The sequence below is a fragment of the Nostoc sp. 'Peltigera membranacea cyanobiont' 210A genome (assembly GCF_002246015.1).
In the GTDB taxonomy this organism is placed as follows: Bacteria; Cyanobacteriota; Cyanobacteriia; order Cyanobacteriales; family Nostocaceae; genus Nostoc.
The window spans coordinates 317,631-338,425 of record NZ_NOLJ01000005.1 but is presented as its reverse complement, the minus strand read 5'-3'; the positions used below and the strand labels follow the sequence as shown (position 1 = coordinate 338,425).

At 41.9% G+C, this 20,795-nt stretch carries 13 protein-coding genes and 1 pseudogene; 3 read left to right on the top strand and 11 right to left on the bottom strand.

Going from position 1 to position 20,795, the window contains the following annotated elements; genetic code table 11:
* Positions 1 to 140 precede the first annotated feature (140 nt).
* Positions 141 to 2,663 carry a beta strand repeat-containing protein gene (locus tag CDG76_RS17605; RefSeq protein ID WP_094350255.1) on the bottom strand — a complete coding sequence of 841 codons (2,523 nt, stop codon included), beginning with the start codon at positions 2,661 to 2,663 and terminating at the stop codon, positions 141 to 143.
* A gap of 835 nt (positions 2,664 to 3,498) precedes the next feature.
* Here CDG76_RS17605 and thrC point away from each other — a divergent pair.
* Positions 3,499 to 4,809: a threonine synthase gene (gene thrC, locus CDG76_RS17600; RefSeq protein ID WP_094350254.1), complete on the top strand. Its 1,311-nt coding sequence runs from the start codon at positions 3,499 to 3,501 to the stop codon at positions 4,807 to 4,809.
* 88 nt (positions 4,810 to 4,897) lie between these two features.
* Entirely contained in the window at positions 4,898 to 5,173 is a 276-nt protein-coding gene (locus CDG76_RS17595; protein WP_094342283.1) for a ubiquitin-like small modifier protein 1, read from the top strand.
* 214 nt (positions 5,174 to 5,387) lie between these two features.
* On the opposite strand, the gene CDG76_RS17590 is transcribed toward CDG76_RS17595, so the two are convergent.
* From CDG76_RS17590 to ppsA, 3 genes are read right to left on the bottom strand one after another with little or no spacing between them, the layout of a single operon-like run.
* On the bottom strand, positions 5,388 to 6,959 hold the full coding sequence (locus CDG76_RS17590) for a dolichyl-phosphate-mannose--protein mannosyltransferase (protein ID WP_094350253.1): 1,572 nt from the start codon (positions 6,957 to 6,959) through the stop codon (positions 5,388 to 5,390).
* Between the two features lie 20 nt (positions 6,960 to 6,979).
* On the bottom strand, positions 6,980 to 7,747 hold the full coding sequence (locus CDG76_RS39405) for an element excision factor XisH family protein (RefSeq protein WP_317616125.1): 768 nt from the start codon (positions 7,745 to 7,747) through the stop codon (positions 6,980 to 6,982).
* A 49-nt stretch (positions 7,748 to 7,796) separates the two neighbouring features.
* Positions 7,797 to 11,477 (bottom strand): phosphoenolpyruvate synthase, encoded by a 3,681-nt coding sequence (gene ppsA, locus CDG76_RS17575; protein WP_094350251.1) that lies wholly within the window; start codon positions 11,475 to 11,477, stop codon positions 7,797 to 7,799.
* Positions 11,478 to 11,673: 196 nt separating this feature from the next.
* Between ppsA and CDG76_RS17570 the strand changes: the two genes are divergently transcribed.
* Positions 11,674 to 12,078: a hypothetical protein gene (locus CDG76_RS17570; protein ID WP_094350250.1), complete on the top strand. Its 405-nt coding sequence runs from the start codon at positions 11,674 to 11,676 to the stop codon at positions 12,076 to 12,078.
* Positions 12,079 to 12,123: 45 nt separating this feature from the next.
* Here CDG76_RS17570 and CDG76_RS17565 read toward each other — a convergent pair.
* From CDG76_RS17565 to CDG76_RS17535, 7 genes and pseudogenes are all read right to left on the bottom strand, one after another.
* Positions 12,124 to 13,230: pseudogene (locus CDG76_RS17565) on the bottom strand (IS630 family transposase).
* 628 nt (positions 13,231 to 13,858) lie between these two features.
* Positions 13,859 to 15,091, bottom strand: coding sequence for an aspartate aminotransferase (locus tag CDG76_RS17560; RefSeq protein WP_094350249.1), 1,233 nt, complete (start codon positions 15,089 to 15,091; stop codon positions 13,859 to 13,861).
* Positions 15,088 to 16,278 (bottom strand): iron-containing alcohol dehydrogenase family protein, encoded by a 1,191-nt coding sequence (locus CDG76_RS17555; protein ID WP_094350524.1) that lies wholly within the window; start codon positions 16,276 to 16,278, stop codon positions 15,088 to 15,090. Before CDG76_RS17555 ends, CDG76_RS17560 begins: the two co-directional genes overlap by 4 nt.
* A 756-nt stretch (positions 16,279 to 17,034) precedes the next feature.
* A complete protein-coding gene (locus CDG76_RS17550) occupies positions 17,035 to 17,556 on the bottom strand; it encodes a Ycf51 family protein (RefSeq protein ID WP_094350248.1) in 522 nt (173 codons plus the stop codon).
* Between the two features lie 204 nt (positions 17,557 to 17,760).
* Positions 17,761 to 17,952 carry a hypothetical protein gene (locus CDG76_RS37390; protein WP_190240880.1) on the bottom strand — a complete coding sequence of 64 codons (192 nt, stop codon included), beginning with the start codon at positions 17,950 to 17,952 and terminating at the stop codon, positions 17,761 to 17,763.
* A gap of 517 nt (positions 17,953 to 18,469) precedes the next feature.
* Entirely contained in the window at positions 18,470 to 19,948 is a 1,479-nt protein-coding gene (locus CDG76_RS17540; RefSeq protein ID WP_094350247.1) for an O-antigen ligase family protein, read from the bottom strand.
* Positions 19,930 to 20,772, bottom strand: a complete 843-nt coding sequence (locus CDG76_RS17535; protein ID WP_094350246.1) for a YaaW family protein — start codon at positions 20,770 to 20,772, stop codon at positions 19,930 to 19,932. The genes CDG76_RS17540 and CDG76_RS17535 overlap by 19 nt, the downstream gene beginning before the upstream one ends.
* Positions 20,773 to 20,795 lie beyond the last annotated feature (23 nt).

Below are 20,795 nucleotides of genomic sequence, written 5' to 3'. Positions count from 1 at the left end.
TGACTTATCTTTCCCAGCTTTTGCTAAGAAAAAGTCACTCTCCTATTTGCTTGCTGTTTGGGGTTGGGGATAAAATCAAATGCTTCGCAGACTCTTCTGTACTAGAGTCTGCAAACTTCAAAGTCCCCAATCCCAACGAATTAGTTCACCTTGCGCTGGAAGGTAAATGTTCTTTGGATGCCCGGTGCGATCATGCCAGTGACAGTATCCACATACTTAGCAACATCAGTGTTTGCCGTAGTTCCAGTCTGGTCGATGCCAGAGTTAGTAGCTGGATTACCACTAAAGAATTGAATGGTTGCAGTCCCGGAATCCTTAGCTGAACCAACAATGTTGCTAGTATCAATTTGACCGCTGGCATCGTTGTCTAATGCCCAGTTATTGGGGCTTTGCGTACCATCTTCAGTAATCACAACTTTGTTAGCATTCAAAATCACATTACCGGTTCCAGATTGAGGATCGGAAATATTTGTGTATTGAATTTGGTACTCAATAATGTTTCCTGGTGCAGGCTTCTTCGGATCAATACTGAATGTGCCATCATTCCCCTGGACTACAGGCCCAGTTCCTTGTAAAACTCGCGACACTTTCAGCAGTTTCAGGAAGCCAGTGTAAACGCGATCGATAGTAATGTTGGATGAATCAAAGGTATTATCGTTGCCAGTATCCTTAATTCCATCACCGTTAGTATCTGTCGTGTAATTGTCAATCGAAGCAGTGATCGGTACTGGGAAGCCTCTATTAATATCAGTAGATAACTGCGTACCTGGAGGTAAATCAACTTCTACACCATAGTTGACACTTGCACCAGGAGCAACGTTGGGAATTGTAATTGCTGTACCAGCTATTGCAAACGCCCCATTATTGTAGGTATAAACAGCAGACTGACTGCCGTAGGTAATAGTCACCTTCGTACCATTTGGTAAATCTCCTGGAATTGCTGGTGGCGTTGGCCCTATCTTCAAAACACCTGAGTCAGTACCACTATTTTTAATAGTATTGGTGAAGCCAACGGATTGGGGGTCAAGTGTACTACCAGGTGCAGTACCAGGAGGTACGAGAGAAGATTTGTTAGTGAAATCATCGTTGGTCAGACCTGATGGGCCAGTAGCATCTGGGGCATTTTGCGGCCCGTTGAGTAACGCTGAAGCAACAGGCGCTTGCACCGTGAAGACGTTCGCCTCACCACCTGTACCAGTACCACTGTTGTTATTACCTGTGTCAGTTCCAGTTTCTGGAGTTGCTGGAGTGCTAATATAGCCATCATCAACGTTACCGGGCGGTAGAGTATCGGGAATACCATCACCATTGGTATCTGTACCCGTAGGAGGTGTCATACTACCTGGGGAACCGTCATAGTTGCTGGGATTTTGGTCGCCAGATTCGTCGTATACTGGGAGATTGCTGCTGGGTGTTTGACCAAACAATTGAGCGATATTAGCGACGGTTAAGGGTGAAGATGCAGTTGATTCAACGGCTAGCTGAATCGAGAAGCCATTTACCGTTGTACCAGGAGCGATGGAAGTAATAGTCGCTGGATTATTGATAAAACCAACGCGAGTAACTGAGGCCAAGGCTGGTGCTGTCGTAGTCCAACTAGCTGTATTAGCATTAGTTGTAACTGGATTAGTGGTGTAGACAGTTTGCCAACCAGGAGGTGCAGTTGGTGCTACTGCTAAATCTGTACCCGCAGGAATTGCATCAGAAACCAAGATATAAGTGCCAGCAACACCATTAACATTGATGCTTGTACCCGTCAAAGCTGATGGTGTAATTCCCTGTCCTGTGGGATCGTTGGACTCAACTCGCAAACTCAAATCGTAGGTCAATTTATCATCTGTAATCGCAGTTGTGCCAGCATTGTTATAGCCACTGCGAATCTTCAAAATGGTGGCTAAAGCATAGGTCTTCACCGTTAAACCAACCTTAATTTGCTCGGTGGCGCTAGCTTCCCGTGTACCATTAACTGGTGTGCCAGATACCTCACCAGCACTACCATCGGGGTTATCTACGGTGAATACGTCACCACCATCAGGACTCCGCAGTTGGTTTTGAGCATCACCAGGAGTATTACCAAGAGTAACGGTAATGACATCATTGGTTTGAGCGCCAGCTTGTACAGTTACTGGCACACGTACTAACACAGTACCGTTAACCGGAACAGAGGGTGTGTCTACGCCACCTTGGGGGACGTTTATCCAAGTTTGACCACCATCAGTGCTATATTGCAGGTTATTAACTGTACCACCATTTGGTAATGTACCAGAAACTGTACCCGGCCCAGTTGTTGTCGCTTGGTTGGGAATGTGGAATTTGGTGGGGTCATTACCTACGTTGGTCAAGCTGTAGGTGTAGATTAGTAAGTCGCCAACTGCAACATTACCGCCATTGTTATCTGTGACTCCAGACCCTGTGACGGTGATTCCAGCAACCTCTGCTACGGTGACAACGACAGTGTTAGAAGTGGCATTTATAGTTGTCCCTGGACTGTTAGGATCTTCGTAGGTTGCTGTTGCAGTGTTACTGATAGATGTACCCGCAGTCGTTCCGTCAGCTAATACGGGTGCGAGAAATTGGAAAAAGCTACCAGTTAATAATGATGTTGCTACTAGAAATTGGTAAAGCTTACGTTGCTTATTTACAGATTGATTTCGATTTCCCATAGAAGTATTTTGTTTGCTGAACTTGTATCTCAGATTTTGAGACAGGATAAAGTTCGGCAATTCCTTTTAAGGAATTACCGATTTATGGCTGCCCAAAACGTTGAAGTTTTGGGAATGCATATTTAAGGAGTTAAGTTATTGACACTCCTTGGAAATTATATTGAGACTGAGACAATAACCAGAAATAACTTGTCTAGTTGTTTTACGCTTACCCTTGAGAATCAAAGCTGGCAATCGCAAATATGTGTAATTTATTACTGTATTTTGCTTAGTTATAGATGTAAATAGTAATGTAGCTTTTAAAGCAAAAAAAATCTTCCGTATAAATAAGTAACTTCTATAGCTGTGAATGAGTGCATCAAAGCTGGAAAATTAACTTTATTTTGGCAACACATATAGCAATTTTAGTGATTTAATAAGATGCTCAAAAGACTAAAACTTATATAATTAAATGTTTTTGAGTCTTTGTTGTCAGAAATATATACTGCTCTATAGAGTCATTTAGATCAAAAAAATTGAAAGTTAACTAAGCGATCTAGATCGCTTAAATAGGATAGCAATTTAAATAAATGCAATTTTATCATAAAAAAATGTGATTTAATCATAATTGTTTTCAGTGTTAATGCTGAATAATGGAAGCTATTTTATTTTTTCATAACATTAAATATATGCGTGTAAATACTAAAAACAGAGATTACTAGTATTAAACTTTTACAAGAATCATTCCTCTCAATACCAAACATACCCGACATTTTTAGTCGGGTATGTTTGACTGGTATTTTTGCTCGTGTTAGTATCAGGCGACAAGTGACAGACAAACAGGGAAAGCTAGTTTATGACTCAGGCAATCAAAACCCAAACCCAAACCCAAACCAGCACTGCCTACTTTCAAGCCTTGAAGTGTAAGGAATGTGGTGCGGAATATGAACTCAAAGCCAGTAATGTTTGTGAGTTATGTTTTGGCCCGTTAGAAGTTAAATATGACTACAACGCCCTACGTTTGACTGTCACTCGTGAAACAATTCAAGCTGGGCCCAATTCAATTTGGCGCTACCGCCCCTTTTTGCCTGTCGCAACTGACAATGTAATAGATGTGGGAACTGGTATGACTCCCCTAGTTCGTTCCCACCGTCTTGCTCGTCGCTTGGGTCTAAATAAGCTTTATATAAAAAATGATGCTGTGAATATGCCCACCCTGAGCTTTAAGGATCGGGTGGTGTCAGTCGCTCTATCCAGGGCGCGGGAGTTAGGTTTCACTACTGTTTCTTGCGCTAGCACTGGTAATTTGGCAAATTCTACAGCTGCGATCGCAGCTCATGCCGGTTTAGACTGCTGTGTGTTCATCCCCGCAGATTTAGAAGCCGGTAAAATTCTCGGTAGCTTGATTTACAGTCCCACCCTCATGGCCGTCAAGGGCAACTACGATCAAGTGAATCGTCTCTGTTCGGAAGTTGCTAATACACACGGCTGGGGTTTTGTCAATATTAATCTGCGTCCTTATTACTCTGAAGGTTCTAAGACGCTAGGTTTTGAAGTCGCAGAACAACTAGGCTGGGAACTACCCGATCATGTTGTTGCTCCTTTAGCATCTGGTTCGCTCTTTACAAAAATTTATAAAGGGTTCCAAGAATTTATCGAAGTTGGTTTAGTAGAAAACAAGAGCGTCCGTTTCAGTGGCGCTCAAGCTGAAGGTTGTTCGCCCATTGCCCAAGCTTTCAAAGAAGGACGCGACTTTATTAAGCCAGTGAAACCGAATACAATTGCGAAATCGCTAGCGATCGGCAATCCAGCAGACGGTATTTATGCTGTAGAGCTAGCTCAGAAGACTGGTGGTAACATTGAATCAGTCAATGATGCCGAAATTATTGATGGCATCAAGTTGCTGGCAGAAACCGAAGGCATCTTCACAGAAACGGCTGGTGGTACAACCGTGGCCGTGCTGAAAAAACTGGTAGAAGCTGGCAAAATCGATCCAGATGAAACTACCGTGATTTACATCACAGGCAATGGTTTGAAAACCCAAGAAGCAATCCAAGGCTACGTTGGTGAACCCTTGACTATTGATGCGAAACTCGATAGTTTTGAACGTGCGCTAGAGCGATCGCGTACTCTGGATCGCTTGGAATGGCAACAAGTCCTCGTTTAGTTAGGAGTTATGAGTTATGAGTTTTTTATTCATGACTCCTAACTCTTAAATTGTACTCCTCACTTTTAACTCTTCACTTTGTACTTCTATGGCTGTAACAGTTTTAGTTCCTACAACTCTTCAGAATTTGACTAATAATCAAGCTAGTCTAGAATCCAACGGTAGCACCATTGCTGAATTGTTGGACTCCTTAGAACAAAGCTTTCCTGGTATTAAATCTCGGTTGTGCGATGAAGAAGGCAAGCTACGTCGATTTGTAAATTTTTACGTCGATAGTGAAGATATCCGTTATTTAGATGGTATTAACACAGCCTTAAAAGATGGCGATGAAGTCAGTATTGTTCCTGCTGTTGCTGGTGGTTAATCTTGAAAATATCTACCTAGATTTAGCAAATGAATACATTTAGGCTTGCCGCGAATGGCAGGCTTATTTTTATTGGTTTCAAATTCAGTATTGGTATGCCCTCACCTTCAAAATCATTACCAAGGAGATATGTGTTGGTAAGCTAATCAGCATTAAAGTTGCATAATCAGGGCGGGCAAGATGCCCACCCCACAAGACATTGAGAAAATTTTAATCAAATCCAAGAGTTGAACCACATTCGCAACTTGTAACCATCAGGAGAGAGGGGTAAACCCAAATAAATGGGCATCCAGAAAATAAAAGCAGCCAGAATAATAAAAGTAATGGTGACACCTAGCGCCCGGAGTTGTTGATAATAACTGCAAAGACACCGATCGACAAACCAAGCGATCGCTAAAAATACAAACACCACTGCACACATATAGTGGTAGATAAAAACGCACCTTGTCACCTTCACCCAAGGTAACAAATTAGCAGCATAGTTTATAACTAAATACAAAGCAATCCAAGTATCAACACTAAGAGTTGCAGGTATAGAAAAACGCTTTTCTTTCAGCAAAGGAATTACCGCTTGTGATACCAGCATCCCTACTAAAAACAACATAGCAGCGACACCAAACCACCACAAAAATGGATTGCCCATTGCATGAACATCATAAATAACTTGTCCAGCACCAGCAGGTAAAGGCGGGCCCATCACAGGTAACGGTTCAGTGATACTTTCAGCCGTTTGATAATAATATGCCATTGGTCGAGTCATCAAAGGCCATTTATACCAAGCAGCACAGTAAGGATGTACGTTAGGACTATTACCACCTAGATGTAAATGAAACTTCAAAATTTGCTGATGTACTGCAATAAATCCATAAGTTTTATCTAGTTGAAGGTGAGGAATCCAGATGATGCTATAGATAAAAGCTGGGATAATTCCTAGATAAAACAGCATCTGAAAAATATTTAGCTGAGTTAAATTTTGTAGTGGTGTCTGAGATGAGGGGGATAAGGGAGATGATGGAGAATAAGTAGAAACTCCTGCCTCCTGACTCCTGCCTCCTACCTCCTGCCTCCTGACTCCTGCCTCCTGACTCCTGCCTCCTGCCTCCTGCTCTAATGAGGGGGATCTAAAAAAGAGTTTGGAGTTAGGAAAAGAATGTATCAAATGAATTACCCAAGCTGCTATCCAAATGAGATAAGCACCTGATAGGAACCATAAACCATTCCACTTAGTACCGACTGAGGCACCAAAACCAATGCCAGCAAAAACTAACCAAAAAGAACGTCGCTGATTTTGGTTATCTAATGCCAATAATAAAAACCAGTGCCCTAATAAACCAAAAATGACGATATAAATATTACTTAGAGCATATCGAGACTCAACTAAAAAAATACCATCACAAGCTGTAAATAATCCTGCAAGTATTGCAAAGGTACGACGATAACTTAACTGATAAGCGATCGCAGCCACAACTACAGGAATAAATGAGCCGATGAGGGCATTGAACCAACGATAAGTCCAAGGCGATCGCAATGAACCTGTTAGCCCATTCACCGTATCGTGCCAAAAAGGAATGTGACTGCCAATCCAAATGCCGATGCCAATCATATATTGACTTAGCGGCGGATGAGCATTAAAAAATGGCGTATGCGTAAGATAATTATTACCAAATTTGGCAAAGTAAACTTCATCAAATACCAGAGTGTTGAATCGCTCCAATCCCCAAAACCGTAAGGCAAGTGAGAGAATAAATACGCTCACCATCCCAATTCGGAACCACTTTTTATTCATTAGTCATTTGTCATTGGTCATTATGCGATCGCAAATTCTGAATTTTCTCTCACTTCCTCAGACCAAAATCCCAATACAATCCGATCCTTCAGCACACCAGCCCTAACTAGTTCCATTGCAATCCCCTCTTCAGTACCATCACGTTGAATCCAAATTTTGTTATCAATGATATCAATGTGAATCAGACAGCCATGAACGCGGCGTGTTGCAGTCACAGAAAGTTCAGGCACTGGTTCTCGGCCAAGAATCATCACCAAATATCGATCCTGTTCTTTATCAAAAATAGTTTCATGCTGAATATTACCGTAAGAGTAAGGAATTTTTGTGTGTTCAGTAAGAATGTTGCAAATTATCTGTCTGTATTGTTCCAGAGTATCCACCGGACTATAACCTCCCGCTTTGGATTGAAAACGATGAGAGGAATTTTGTAATCTTCCAATATTAAGTTTACCAAGCGGTTCTTCCTCAAAAATGTCAGTAAAAATATCCTCATGAACAGCAATATACAAAACCCTATCTGGATAATTGCGGGACATTATAGCAAGGTAAGTAAAGTACTGACCAATTGCCTGTTCGAGGTCTGCCACTTCTGAGTCACCACCGAAGGTCTTGATTTCAACAGCAATTTTCTGCGTTCCTTTTTCTGCTATGAGTAACTTTTCAGCTGCCAAATCCACATAAAGATCCTTTTTTCCCCACTTTAAATGAAAGGGATCATCAGTAACAGTCCAGCCATCTTTAATTAGGGCATTCTTCAAGTTCTCGTGGTAACGGTCTTTAGCTGGCATAAATTACTCGAATTACGTTAGCGTAGCGGTAGCGAGTCCGCGAGCGTCATTACGAATTACTACCCTCGACTTTTGCCACTTCTAGCATTGTCTTTAAAACCGAATCTGGATTTAGACTAATCGAGTCAATTCCTTGTTCCACCAAAAACTGGGCAAATTCTGGATAGTCGCTGGGTGCTTGCCCACAAATGCCGATTTTGCGATCGCATTTTTTCGCTGTTTCTATGACCATTTTTACCATTCGCTTAACAGCTGGACTGCGTTCATCAAATAATCGCGCTACTAATGCTGAATCTCTGTCTATCCCTAGTGTCAATTGAGTTAAATCATTAGAACCAATAGAGAAGCCATCAAATACCTCAGCAAATTCCTCAGCCAGAATCACATTACTGGGCAACTCACACATCACATAAACCTGCAAGCCGTTAACACCTTGCTTTAAACCATTTTTTGCCATCTCTGCTAAAACCAAACGCCCCTCGTCAGGAGTGCGACAAAAAGGAATCATTGGGATCACATTTGTCAAACCCATTTCTTCCCGTACCCGTTTGATGGCATGACATTCTAAGGCAAAAGCTTCTCTGTAGCCTTCATCGTAGTAACGCGCCGCCCCTCGCCAACCCAGCATTGGGTTTTCTTCATGGGGTTCAAACTGTCGTCCACCTAATAAATTGGCATATTCATTACTTTTGAAATCAGATGTTCGGACAATCACTGGTTTGGGATAAAATGCTGCTGCAATTCTACCAATGCCTTGAGCTAATTTATCGACAAAATATTGGGGTTTATCTTCATACAGTGAAGTAATTTCAGCAATTTTAGCTTTGACAAATTCATCTTTTAACGAGTCATAGTGAATCAACGCCATTGGATGAATTTGAATTTGGTTAGCAATGATAAATTCTGTCCGTGCTAAACCTACGCCATCGTTGGGAATTGCTGATAAACTCAATGCTTCTTGGGGATTACCCACATTCATTAAAATTTTAGTGCGGGTGCGGGGTAAGTTTTCTAAAGGGACTTCTTTAACTTCAAAAGGTAATAAGCCTGGATAAACTTTTCCTTCTTCCCCTTCAGCGCAAGAAATTGTTACCTCTTGACCAGGTTTCAAGATTTCCGTAGCATTGCCGCATCCCACGATCGCAGGTACACCCAATTCTCGCGCAATAATTGCTGCATGGCAATTACATACAATCACTGGTGTATATTTACTGGTGAATACAACATAGTTATGATGTTCGGCAACTGTAATATTGAACACATCATCATGAGTTTTTTCACCAACTGCAACCACCCGATGCATCCGAATATCGCCTGCAAGTAGGCGATTGAATTTGCCAATTTTATGTAGTTGTTTGTCAGAAATCAGGAAATTATTATCTCTTCTGAGTTTTATCTGTCCTGTGGCATTTTGATCAAATAGTTGTTTGGTAGCAAAGAAGCGTGTTTGTATTACTCTATCGCTAACTTTCCCTTTAACCCTGTTGGTAAATTGCAATATTTCTGCTAATTTTTCAACCAACTGGACATTATGTATTCCTCGATTTTTGGTCACTTGAGGAACAGTCCCTATTTTTAAACAAGCCACAATTATAGCTTGTAATAGCAGTTCTTCTGACGCATATATATGAATGCGATTATTAAAGTAACAACCATCTCCATCAATCACACCTGCCAGAAAATTATAAGCAAATTCCACAGAGTTATTGAGCAACATACTCACAATATTTTGCTCTTTCTCATGCAAATCGTAGGCTATTTTTTTCGAGTAGAGTCTATAAGCTGTTGCTTGACCTACTACTAATTGACCTCTTATTGAGCCAGAAGATGCTTTTTTGAGATGAGCAACAAATGGTTTATCGTAAACTGTATTCATGCATTCCTGCATAGCTATTATAAATTGCTGCTTCGGCAAAGTATCCTTTTGGATAAACTGTACCTCTCCATGAGTACGGCTTCTATAAATAGAACCATCTGTGAGTATACCCCCTAATAAATAAGCCATCTTGATATTCTCTTTTTCGGGTACACCCAACTGCGGAATATTCTCTGCTACTATCACCATTTCTTGGGCTGCAAGCATATCTTGAATTTCAGTTTTTAGATATTCGCCACCTCTGATATTAATCATTTTGTGATCTGGTGTTAAGCGTAAGTAGTTGTCAGTAACTCTACCTGTTTGAGAGACACTTACGTTAATCATTTTTGATTGTCTTTTCATGGAATCAAGAATTGGTTGCCACTCTATTTTGTTTGTCTGGGTATTTAATGATAGAGTTAGCAAACCTTCATAACCTTGCTCATAAATCTGATGCAAGGTCATAAACCCTTTATTGGTTAATATTTTGGTTTCACCATCAAAGCATGTTCTACCCCCAGAATTGGTGACGATTGCACTGGCGCGTTTCATAATTGGTTCCCAATCGGGATCGGTTCTCTCTGTCACCAAGACTTCCCCGACTTGGAACTGTTCTAGTTTCTGAACATCTAAAATTAGGCGTGCTTTTCCCTGACTAATTGCTTCTCCAATTGCACTTCCCGTAACCAGGGGGATTGGGGATTGGGAATCAGGGAGTGAGGAGTGGGAATTTTCCCCATTCCCGATTCCCCATTCCCGATTCCCCAATACCAACCGATAACTCCGCAACACATTTCCCGTCTTCTGCGACTGGACGGTTTCGGGGCGCGCTTGCACAATAAAAAGTTGGTTAGTAATCCCATCTTTTGCCCACTCGATATCCATTGGAGTGAAAATGCCGTGGACTTGGGAATAATGGTCTTCAATTAAACACGCCCAACTTGCTAGTTGTAAAATCTCTTCATCACTCAGAGCGAATTTACCTCTTTCACTGGGCGAAACCAAAACATTTTTCGTAAATTTTGAGCCGTCATCATAAATCATTTTCAGTTCTTTGCTGCCCAATTTTTTATCGATAATTGGGCGGAAACCAGTTTTTAATGTTGGTTTAAAAACATAATATTCATCAGGATTTACAGACCCTTGGACAACGTTTTCACCTAAACCGTAGGCGGCTGTAATTAGTGCCGCATCCTTAAAACCTGTTTCTGTATCAATAGAGAACATCACCCCAGAGGTTGCTAAGTCAGAACGCACCATTTTTTGCACACCTACAGCCAAAGCAATGCTAAAGTGGTCAAATCCCTTGGCGTGGCGATAAGAAATAGCACGATCGGTAAATAGAGACGCAAAGCATTTATGACAAGCTGCTAAAACTCCTTCGACACCGACAACGTTGAGGTAAGTTTCCTGCTGTCCAGCAAAACTAGCATCGGGAAGGTCTTCAGCAGTGGCGCTGGAACGGACTGCCACATCTGTGTCTGCATGGTACTGTTCACAGAGACTATGGTATGCTGTGGCGATCGCCTCGCGCAATTCTACAGGAAATGGTGTGTGGATTAATAGCGATCGCGCTTTTTTGCCGCGTTCTCGTAAATTTTTGACATCTTCAACATCCAAGTCAGCAAAGAGTTTGCGTAGCTTTGCTTCTAACCCCGCTGATTGAATGAAATGACGATAAGCGTAAGCAGTAGTGGCGAATCCTGTGGGAACGTTAATACCTTTGGGTGTTAGCTGTTGAATCATTTCCCCCAGCGAGGCATTTTTACCACCAACTACTGGGATATCAGCAATCCCAATTTCATCAAACCAGAGAATGAGCGATCGCTCTTGGGCAGCTAGAGACAAAGTGCTTTTTGATACTGTATTCATAGATATTACCTTTTTAGTTTATACTCAACTTGTAAGTGGATAACTGCTACTATATTTATTTTTCCCATATTAAACTTGAGATTTTTGGTTCTGTCGCGTAGTTTGATATTTGGCGATGAAATACAAAACTATAAGCAATAAAAATTAACAATTATTCAGTTTAATAACTCGATCAAAATACTGGATGTAATACATTATGGCGCAGCTAGAACGACTCCTGAAAATGGCAGAAGATGAACTAACTGAATACAGCACTGATGCCCGCAAAATAGAAAAACTACGCCGTAAAATAGGTTTAACAGTATCGGTAACAGAACAGCAGCAAGTGAAAGAGGCATTACTTGCTAAGATGAAATCTAATATAATTACCCAAGTTGTGGAAGAACAAAGACAAGCATTAGCCTTACCATTTTGGGGAATTGCTGGATTGGGTTTGCTACTAGGAATTTCTTTAAATCAACCCATAGGCTTGTTAGCGTCTGTAGTTGGAACTGTATTAGCTTATAGAGTTCAAAAATGGGGTTGGAAATTGCAGGCAAATCGTTTATTGTTACAAACATTAGAAGATATTGAAACGCGTATTAATCAACCCACTAAGTAACAATAAAGATATATTTTATAAATAAATTATTTATGTATAGGACTCCTATTTGATTTTTGAAAAAACTCCGTACATCTGGAGAGTAGCGAAATCAAAGGTAGTGTGTCGGATAAACCACTCAAACATCCACTTTAAATGAGAGAATGAAGGAACCAAAGCACAAAAACGTCGAACCCATGTTTTAGCCTGCAACCAAATATCCTCAATAGGATTTTGTACTGGGCAATTGGGAGCTTTAGCGTTCGCAATGTATTTTCCATTGTTCAGATGACAACCCAAGATTTACCTCGTCCAAAAAACCTCGAACTTCTTTAGAACGGTGGTAACTAGCGCCATCCCAAAAAATTAGTAATTGCTGATCGGGAGAGTCAGCTAGCAGATATTGTAGGTAATCAATAGTATTTTTTGAATTTCCCGCATCATAAGCTTTGAGAACTAATTTTCCTTGCAGATAGTCAATTGCCCCATAGTATGTCTGCTTATCTCGTTCATTAACAACTGGGACTGATATTTCTTGGTCACTTTTTCCCCATACGTAACCATCTTATTTCTCCCCACATTAAATGGCATTCATCAATTAGCAGTACTCTCAACTTTCCTGTTTCGATTTCCACGCTTGTGATGTGCCAGCAATGTCTCAATCTCTTTTTTTTTGCTGCAACAGCATTCTCGTCGGCTTTGGGATTCAGCTTTGTGGTTTTCTTCCAACTGATGTCAGCGGCATCAAATAAGTCGTAGTAACTTTGTTTTGAATCATAAACTACGTCGTACTCAAAAGCTAATTTGTACTCCAGTTCACCCAGTTCCCAGCAGTTCTTGGTTTGCAGCCAACTCAACACTTCTTCTCGCTGTTCAGCACTCAGGTAGCTTTTTCTCACGAGTGTAGTTCAAGCACAGTCCATTAATTCCATCCTGCTCATAGGCTTGTTTCCAGCCTGTTATCGAGCCTAAAGACACATCTAGAATAGCTTGGATTTCTTCGTACAAGTAATCTTGGTAAATCAATTTAACTGCCAAAGCTTTTCTTGCTTCACGGGCATCACGACAAGCTGCTATGAAATCTTGTAACTCAGCGATGGCTACGCCCGCCGCAGGCATCGCAGTTGCCACTCCTCCAGGTAGTATTGCCGATTGTAGATGCTGGTTTATCATTGTCTGCTCTTACACTTGTCAACTCATCCGTATTATCTCGTAGTCTTTTTCAAAAATCAAATAGGATTCCTATATACGTTATATAATACTGTACTCAGTAAGTAATTAATCACTTAATTTACATCTCGTAAGCACTTAACAATTCCTTTGGGATCACCATAGCAAAAAAATGTGCAAGATGTTGGGGAAAGGTTAAAGGGGAAGGGGAAAAGGTTTTTTCTTTGCCTTTTCCCCCGCCCCTTATCTCCAGAGGGGCCCCACCTTCCCCTTTTCCCCTTAACCGACAAGTATTGGTGGTGTTCCGCCACCTTGCAGAAGCTGGTAATTCGGCGAGTCAAAGTTATTGGCTCTCGAATTATTTAGTAAATCCTCTAGTTTTAGTATCTTGTGCAGCTAGAATAGCGAATTTGCCCAAAACTTTTTTGAACACTCTCCCTCAAAAGAGAAGAAGCTAGTTCTTCAACAGATACTTATTTTAAAGCAGCAGCTTTAATTCAAGAATCTTGAATTTCTTGACTGATGTAAATATTAGTACCAATAATTGTTAACTCTTTCTATTTTTTTACACGATCTCAAAGATCGTCAGCAAAAATTTTAGTTATCTAAATATTGGTTTTCTTCTCTCTAATCAACTAACAAGATCGGCGATCGCTTCTGAAGCAGGGACTACAGCTTCAGGTTGATAGCGGATGCCAGCTTGCTTGAAGCGATGTAAAGCTTCACCCAAGCGATCGCAGTCTGCAATCAAACTGATCCTGACATAACCCTCACCTGCAACCCCAAAGGCATTACCTGGAGTAACCACAACACCTGTTTGTTGCAACACGTTCAGGGCAAAATCTGTGGAACCAACACCCACGGGACACTTCACCCAAAGATACATCGTCGCCTTGGTTTTGGGGATATCCCAACCCAACTCTCCTAACCCATGAATGAGGAAATCGCGGCGGGTACGGTAGCGTTGTTGTACCTCGTGCAAATACACATCTGGCAGTTGTAAAGCTGTTTCGGCTGCTGTTTGTAATGCTGCAAAAATGCCGTAGTCCAAGTTAGTTTTCAGCGTCCGCAAACCTTGAATTACATGGCGGTTCCCCACGACAAAGCCGACGCGCCAACCAGCCATATTGTAGGTTTTAGATAAGGTGTGAAATTCCACACCAATATCCTTCGCACCGGGAATTTCTAACAAGCTAGTGGGTTGATAACCATCAAAAGCTAACTCGGCGTAACACAAATCATGCACCAGCAAAATTTCATATTTGCGGGCGAAGGCGACGATTTCTTCAAAAAATTCGCGGGGGGCGGTGGCGGCGGTAGGATTGCTGGGATAGTTGAAATAGAGCATTTTAGCTTGTCTAGCAACCTCGTCAGGAATGGCAGCTAAATCAATTAACCAGTCATTTTCGGGTTTAAGAATCAAACTGTGGATTTTCCCACCAGCGATCGCCGGGCCGCGGAAATGTGCCGGATAAGCCGGGGAAGGAACCAGAACTAAATCGCCAGGGTTAACGTAGGCGAGTGCTAAATGGGTTAATCCTTCTTTAGAACCCAGCAGTGGTAAGGCTTCGCTATCAGGATCGAGAACCACATCATAACGGCGACGATACCAGTTAGTGATAGCGCGGCGGAAACTAGCTGTGCCCTCAAAAGGAGGATAACCGTGATTGGCGGGATCTTTTAAAGCTGCGATCGCCGCTTCTACCACTGGTGCTGGCGTTGCACCATCGGGGTTTCCCATACCCAAGTCAATTAAATCTAACCCTTGTTCCCGTGCTTTAGCTTTCAGTTCATCTAAACGGGCAAATACATAAGGTGGTAGTTTTTGTATGCGTTCTGCTGGGACAATCCAATTTAAACTCATAAAACCTCGTCACTCATTCCCTTGGGCGAAACTCGATTTGCAGTATCTCTACTATCTATAGGTGCAGTGGTAGAAACCATTGCCGCCATCAACTGTTCTGGCGCGACTTTAAACGGTAGTCGATGGATATCAGAATTAGGAACTAGAGCCATTTCGGCAGCTGTTTGCAATTCGCCTAATGTAATATTGCCCAATCCCAAATCACTTAATTTTTGGGGTAGTCCAATTTCTGTGTAGAACTTTAACAACTGTTGCCGTGCCGATGCTGCTAGTTGATTGCCTTGTAGCATTTCTTCTAAACGCAGTTGCACCAAAATCCCAAAAGCAACTTTTTCGCCATGAATACTGCCATGTCCTGAAATATGAGTTAAGCCGTTATGCACGGCATGGGCAGCAACTGTGCGACACTGCGCTCCTCCAAGTCCCCCAACTACCCCAGCGAGTAAAACAGCGGCATCTACCACTTCTCGCCAAACCTCACTACCTGGTTCTTCGAGGGCGGCGGCTGACTTTTGCAACAAGATATCTCGCAAAACTCGTGCTTGTTGCACCGCAGCAATAATTAAAGTATCTTGCAAGTGTCCACTGCTAACTGAGGCTTCGTACCACTTAGCGATCGCATCACCAATTCCAGCTACTAAGGTACGTTGTGGTGCAGTTTTAATCAAGTCATAATCGAGTATCAATAAATCGGGACAACGAGATAGCCCCACATCATACAGAAAAGCCCCATCTTCCGAATAAACATTTGATAAGGCACTCCAAGCTGCACAAGTAGCGCCGGAAGTAGGAATTGTCACCACTGGTAAATGTAACTGCTGCGCGACTAATTTCGCTGTATCTAGGGCTTTGCCACCACCAACACCGATAATGACATCAGCTTTATGTTCTTTTGCCTTCTTCTGTAAAGATTTCAGGCTAGCTTCGCAGCAATCTGCACCATAAGAAGCTTGGACAGTATGTAACTGCTGCGCTTCTAAAACTGGTTGTAAATTTTGTTGGCTGATAGCGAGAGTAGACTTACCTGCCACAATTAAGGGACGACTTCCCAAACAGGCAATCTCTGCTGCGGCTGTTTGCAACACCCCAGAACCACGGATTACTTTTGCGGGGGAAACTGTGAGCGTAAATAATGAACTAGAAGTTTGAGTAGACAAAGAAGGTTGAGTAGAAAAATTATTGGGCATATAATCTCGTTTACCAAAACCTTGATATTTCTTAATAATATAGACTAGTGATCGAGGATACTTGTTGCCAAGCTGGTTTTTGGATGTCTCCAACCTTCCACCCAGCTCATCTGGATTTGAGCCAAGCAATTCAATAGACAAGTCCTGTTGCCGACTGATTGAGTAGTTTGACGACATTGCTTGAATCTATAAATACCCATTGACCTGAAATTCCGAACTATCAAAGTTTTGAATAACCGTATAATTAATTAACATTACCATTGTCAGATTCTCAAGAAAAGCAATCGAGAATTGATAATGTGTAGGCGATCGTGCTATTTCATGCAATCCTTAGCTACAGATATATATGTAAAGGTACGCAAATATATGCCCTTACAACCTCTTGATTTGCTGCAAAGAATTTTGAAAATGGCAACAGGGGCAATTTAGGACAACAACTGACAAATTACAACTGTCAGTACCCACTACCCCACGCTGATTAACTTTTTCCCACAGTATAACCACTAAAGTGTAAATATCTTAATCTAAAAATAACCATTAATGTATCAGTAAATACAAAATAAATTTTGTCATCCTGATAACAGGTAAATTATTTTTGGGCATTGGGCATTGGGCATTGGGCATTGAGCATTGAGCATTGAGCATTGAGCATTGGGCATTGAAAAGAGGCAGAAGTGCGGGGGGACAGAGGGGAAAACTCTTTTCCCTTGCTCCCTGCTCCCTGCTCCCTGCTCCCTGCTCCCTGCTCCCTGCCTCTTAAGCAGTAGGTTTAGGCAATTTTGCGAAATTGTCTGTGTAAATTTTGACTGCTACCGGGGAATTTTGATGAGAAACGAGCGATCGCTTGACCTCACCCAAGTAAACTGGGACAGAAATCCCTGTTTCCGGGTGAATAATAGTACGGGCGCGAACTGTCAAATTTCCGTCTTCCCGTGTACCTGAACGACCATAAGAAAAGAGATTGCTAGCTGCTTGACGTAAAGTTGCTTCTAATTGTGTGGGTGTAATTTTGGGTGATGTGGCAATCACTGCTTGTGTTGAACCATTGTCATAAACTAGAGTGTACCGAGCTGCTCCGGGAATCACAGTCCGACTCAAGGGGACTATTGAGAGTCCAAATAAACCAGCAGTCACCACCAGCATAAAGCCAGTCGTACCCACCAACCGAAAGCGGATGCCCCATTTGAGAATAAAAGCCAAAAATGTCAAGGCAGCAAATACCAATGTAGCTATACCTGACCATTGGGTGTACTGAAAAAAGTTAGCTGTTGTGAGCATAAGGTTGGTTATGGAGGCGTCTTTTTTTCGTTACCGACACACCCATTTTACCGAGAGCTTACACCATAAGAGTTATCGTAGTCTTTAATGCTCAATCAGAATATTGGGCGCGATCTGATCTTAGTCATATAAAGATTTTCCGCCTTCAACCCTCTGATTTACCATAGCTAAAACTGGTATTACTTTGCCAAATTCCTCAGTTATTCAGAACAGTATTGCCTCAGCATAAACGATATGGAAATTTTGAGATATCTGCAACTTAGTTTGAACACTATCAATAATTGCCGTCCAATCAGCATATTTGTTCCATTCAGAGCGAATCCTGATTTTAGTCGCTGCGTCGTAAATTCGATAAAAAAACACATTTTCTTTGCCAGGAATTGCAGCGATAATCATGGGCTTGGAAAAGTCCTGAACTAGTGGTGCAGCCAAAATAAAAATTTTAGCAAAGTTCGTTTCTATCCCAGTCCTAATAATATAAATTTAATCGGTTCTAACAACAATATCTAATTTAATATTATCCCTTTCTCTAAATTCTTTTGTATTTAACTTCAGTTAAGGCAAGAGACGCGATCAATTGCCGTCTCTATAATAATCAGTCTTTTGTCTTGACGGCGATTTATCGCGTCTTTAGTTATCTAAAATTTTCATCAACAAACCTTAACCAAACCGTATTGCAGTCAATCCTGTCTTTGAATCGTTTTTAACTGAATAAAAATAATAAATATACAAAAGGGCATCTACAAGAGATGCCCGTCATGCAGGAAAACCCCAAATGGGTGTCCCTACACCTTCCCAACAATCAGCAACAGTGACCAATTAGGTATTAGTCACACTCACAGACGTGAATATAACAATATTATTAACTTGAAACTCTCAATGTCCCCAGTGCATACACTGAAAAAACTAATAGCTAACTTTGATGAGATGCAAGCCTGTCTTTTTCGTGATAGCGATGTACTACTCCAGAAATGGCAGCCAAAATTAGCCATGAAACCGTATTCAAACGAAAATCAAAGAGGGTTACATCTACTGTATTCAATAAAATCCAGCCAACAAAGGATAGAAGATAACTGAAAAATATCAATTTGTCTCCTGTATTTATATATTTTGACTTTTGGAGTAGTTGGACACTTATAATCAAAATCCAAGCTAGTAAGCCACAAAATAAAAAAGTACTGGGAAAACCAGTTTCAGCAGATAACATTAAAAACAAGTTATGGGGATGACCCAAGGGAATCTGCATCTTTGCTTTGTAAAGGTTACTAAAACTGCGTAACCCCCAACCAGTCCAAGGATGTTGTTGAGCTAAAGACCAGGCAAACTCCCACTGAGTTTTTCGCATTAAAGCGACTGGTCTATCTGGATACATATCGTCATTTAACCTTGCCCAAAAGAAGGCGGGAACTACCCAGCGAAAAATGTGACCGACTGGTGAGGGAGCAAAAGCCGCTAAAAGAATACTAGAAACGATCGCAGCAACGCTACCTACAAGAATGCGCCAACCTTGGTAGAGTGCATAAGCTAAACAGGCAAAAATAGCGATCGCCCACCCATTACGCGAGTTGGTGAAAATCAAGGTAATAAAATTCGTAATCACTGCCACGGTTAGGAAGAGAAAGGGAACTGGAGAGTGGGGCGCAGTAAGTCTTTCCCCTGTGCTCCTCTGCCCCTCGGTAACAGAGCGTAGCCGTTGGCGCAGCCTCTCGTAGAGAAGTGCTGCCCCTCTGTCACTGAGCGTAGCTGTTGGCGCAGCCTCTCGTAGAGAAGTGCTGCCTCTTATGCTCAATCTCCAATACCCAATCCCTAATCGCCATTGTTCGATCCACAACCCTAGACTAAGGATGAAAACTATTACTAGATAAGCTGCGAAGGTGTTAGCGTGCAAGAAAAGTGAAGCAATACGACCTGGTGGGTTTCCGCCTGGTCTGATTGTCCAACTAAACACAACCCACACAAACTCGAACTTGAAACTCCAGTCTAAAAATAATTGTCCCAAGCCCATAATTGCTACTGGCATGGAACCAATTACTAAAGCCCAAGCCATTTGCCGCAATTGGGTAAATGTTTGAATCAGAGCGCTATGGGCAGCGAAAAGTAAAAAGAATGGTAATAAATTAAATAAGCCGAGGAAAGCTGCTGTTTTGTCTTGGGCAAAGCCAGCACTCACGATCAGTAATACACTCAACAGGGCAAATCCCCAGTTGAGGGGGCGGCGATTAATTTTGCGGGATTGTTTCAGCCAAGTTATTAATGAGACAAAACCTACAGTCACAGCCCCCACTAAAGGACTCAATGGGAAGATTAACAGTGCCCATAGAGAGTAGTTCCAAGAAGATTGCCAACGAGACTTGAAATAGTCAAAAACCTTGTTCAAGCTGGCTCCCAACATTCCTCACGGGTGAGGCGAATTTGAGCTAAGGCAAAGATAGTAGGGATGATTCGACCATAGTTAGTAGCGATCGCTCTCCAGCCTAAATCCGCAATAAACCAAGTCCACATCATCGGGCCAATCACAGCAAACATCGTGCGGGCTGCCCCATAACGAGCTGCACTCACTGTCATACCCCGTTGCGCCATTTGCATCGTTACATAACTTTGAAATTGCGTTGCAGCTGCTTCTGTGCCTGTAATCGCGGCTTGTTTGGCTACTTCATAAGTAGCAAAGTGGATGGCAAATTGACGGGCAATTTGCTGAAGCACAAGTGGCTGGAGAAGAGAAGTAACCGCTAGGGCACTACCGCCTTTGAAAAGTAACCCCAAGGGGTCACGTTGCAATAAAAGTGGTAAGGGTTGTTTTAATTCTGATTTGAGCAGTTGACGCTGCACCTGTACAGTCAATTTTTGCTTTTCTTGTTCAGGCAATTTTTTCCACACCTGTCCTAGCAGATGCAAAAATACTTCTGCTTCTAAATCAATAGTTGCCAGCTGATGAGAATAGGGAATTTTTAGATACTTACATACTTGAACTAACGCTTGTCGGTAAGTTACCTGCCCTGTACGTCCCCGTAATACTGTCATCCCATCTGCCGCCAAAAAACGAAAGCGTCCCTCTAGTGCATCTAACCAAGCTTTGCGGTCTTGGCTTTGAACTTCGATGGGTTCGGGTGTGTGTACATAGTCTAAGGGATTGAACTTACGACTAAATAGAATTGCCGTTAAATCTTGCAATTCTTCTTCGGTCGCTAACTCTAGCGCCGCCCTCATTTCATCCAATTTCCCTTCCTCCCTTCCGTGCA

Excerpts from the sequence above, each read along its gene's own strand:
- CDG76_RS39405 (WP_317616125.1), bottom strand. The coding sequence starts at position 7,747 with ATGCCAGCTAAAGACCGTTACCACGAGAACTTGAAGAATGCCCTAATT.
- thrC (WP_094350254.1), top strand. The coding sequence starts at position 3,499 with ATGACTCAGGCAATCAAAACCCAAACCCAAACCCAAACCAGCACTGCC.
- CDG76_RS17570 (WP_094350250.1), top strand. The coding sequence starts at position 11,674 with ATGGCGCAGCTAGAACGACTCCTGAAAATGGCAGAAGATGAACTAACT.
- ppsA (WP_094350251.1), bottom strand. The coding sequence starts at position 11,477 with ATGAATACAGTATCAAAAAGCACTTTGTCTCTAGCTGCCCAAGAGCGA.
- CDG76_RS17560 (WP_094350249.1), bottom strand. The coding sequence starts at position 15,091 with ATGAGTTTAAATTGGATTGTCCCAGCAGAACGCATACAAAAACTACCA.
- CDG76_RS17605 (WP_094350255.1), bottom strand. The coding sequence starts at position 2,663 with ATGGGAAATCGAAATCAATCTGTAAATAAGCAACGTAAGCTTTACCAA.
- CDG76_RS17590 (WP_094350253.1), bottom strand. The coding sequence starts at position 6,959 with ATGAATAAAAAGTGGTTCCGAATTGGGATGGTGAGCGTATTTATTCTC.
- CDG76_RS37390 (WP_190240880.1), bottom strand. The coding sequence starts at position 17,952 with ATGATTATCGCTGCAATTCCTGGCAAAGAAAATGTGTTTTTTTATCGA.
- CDG76_RS17555 (WP_094350524.1), bottom strand. The coding sequence starts at position 16,278 with ATGCCCAATAATTTTTCTACTCAACCTTCTTTGTCTACTCAAACTTCT.
- CDG76_RS17550 (WP_094350248.1), bottom strand. The coding sequence starts at position 17,556 with ATGCTCACAACAGCTAACTTTTTTCAGTACACCCAATGGTCAGGTATA.
- CDG76_RS17540 (WP_094350247.1), bottom strand. The coding sequence starts at position 19,948 with ATGTTGGGAGCCAGCTTGAACAAGGTTTTTGACTATTTCAAGTCTCGT.
- CDG76_RS17595 (WP_094342283.1), top strand. The coding sequence starts at position 4,898 with ATGGCTGTAACAGTTTTAGTTCCTACAACTCTTCAGAATTTGACTAAT.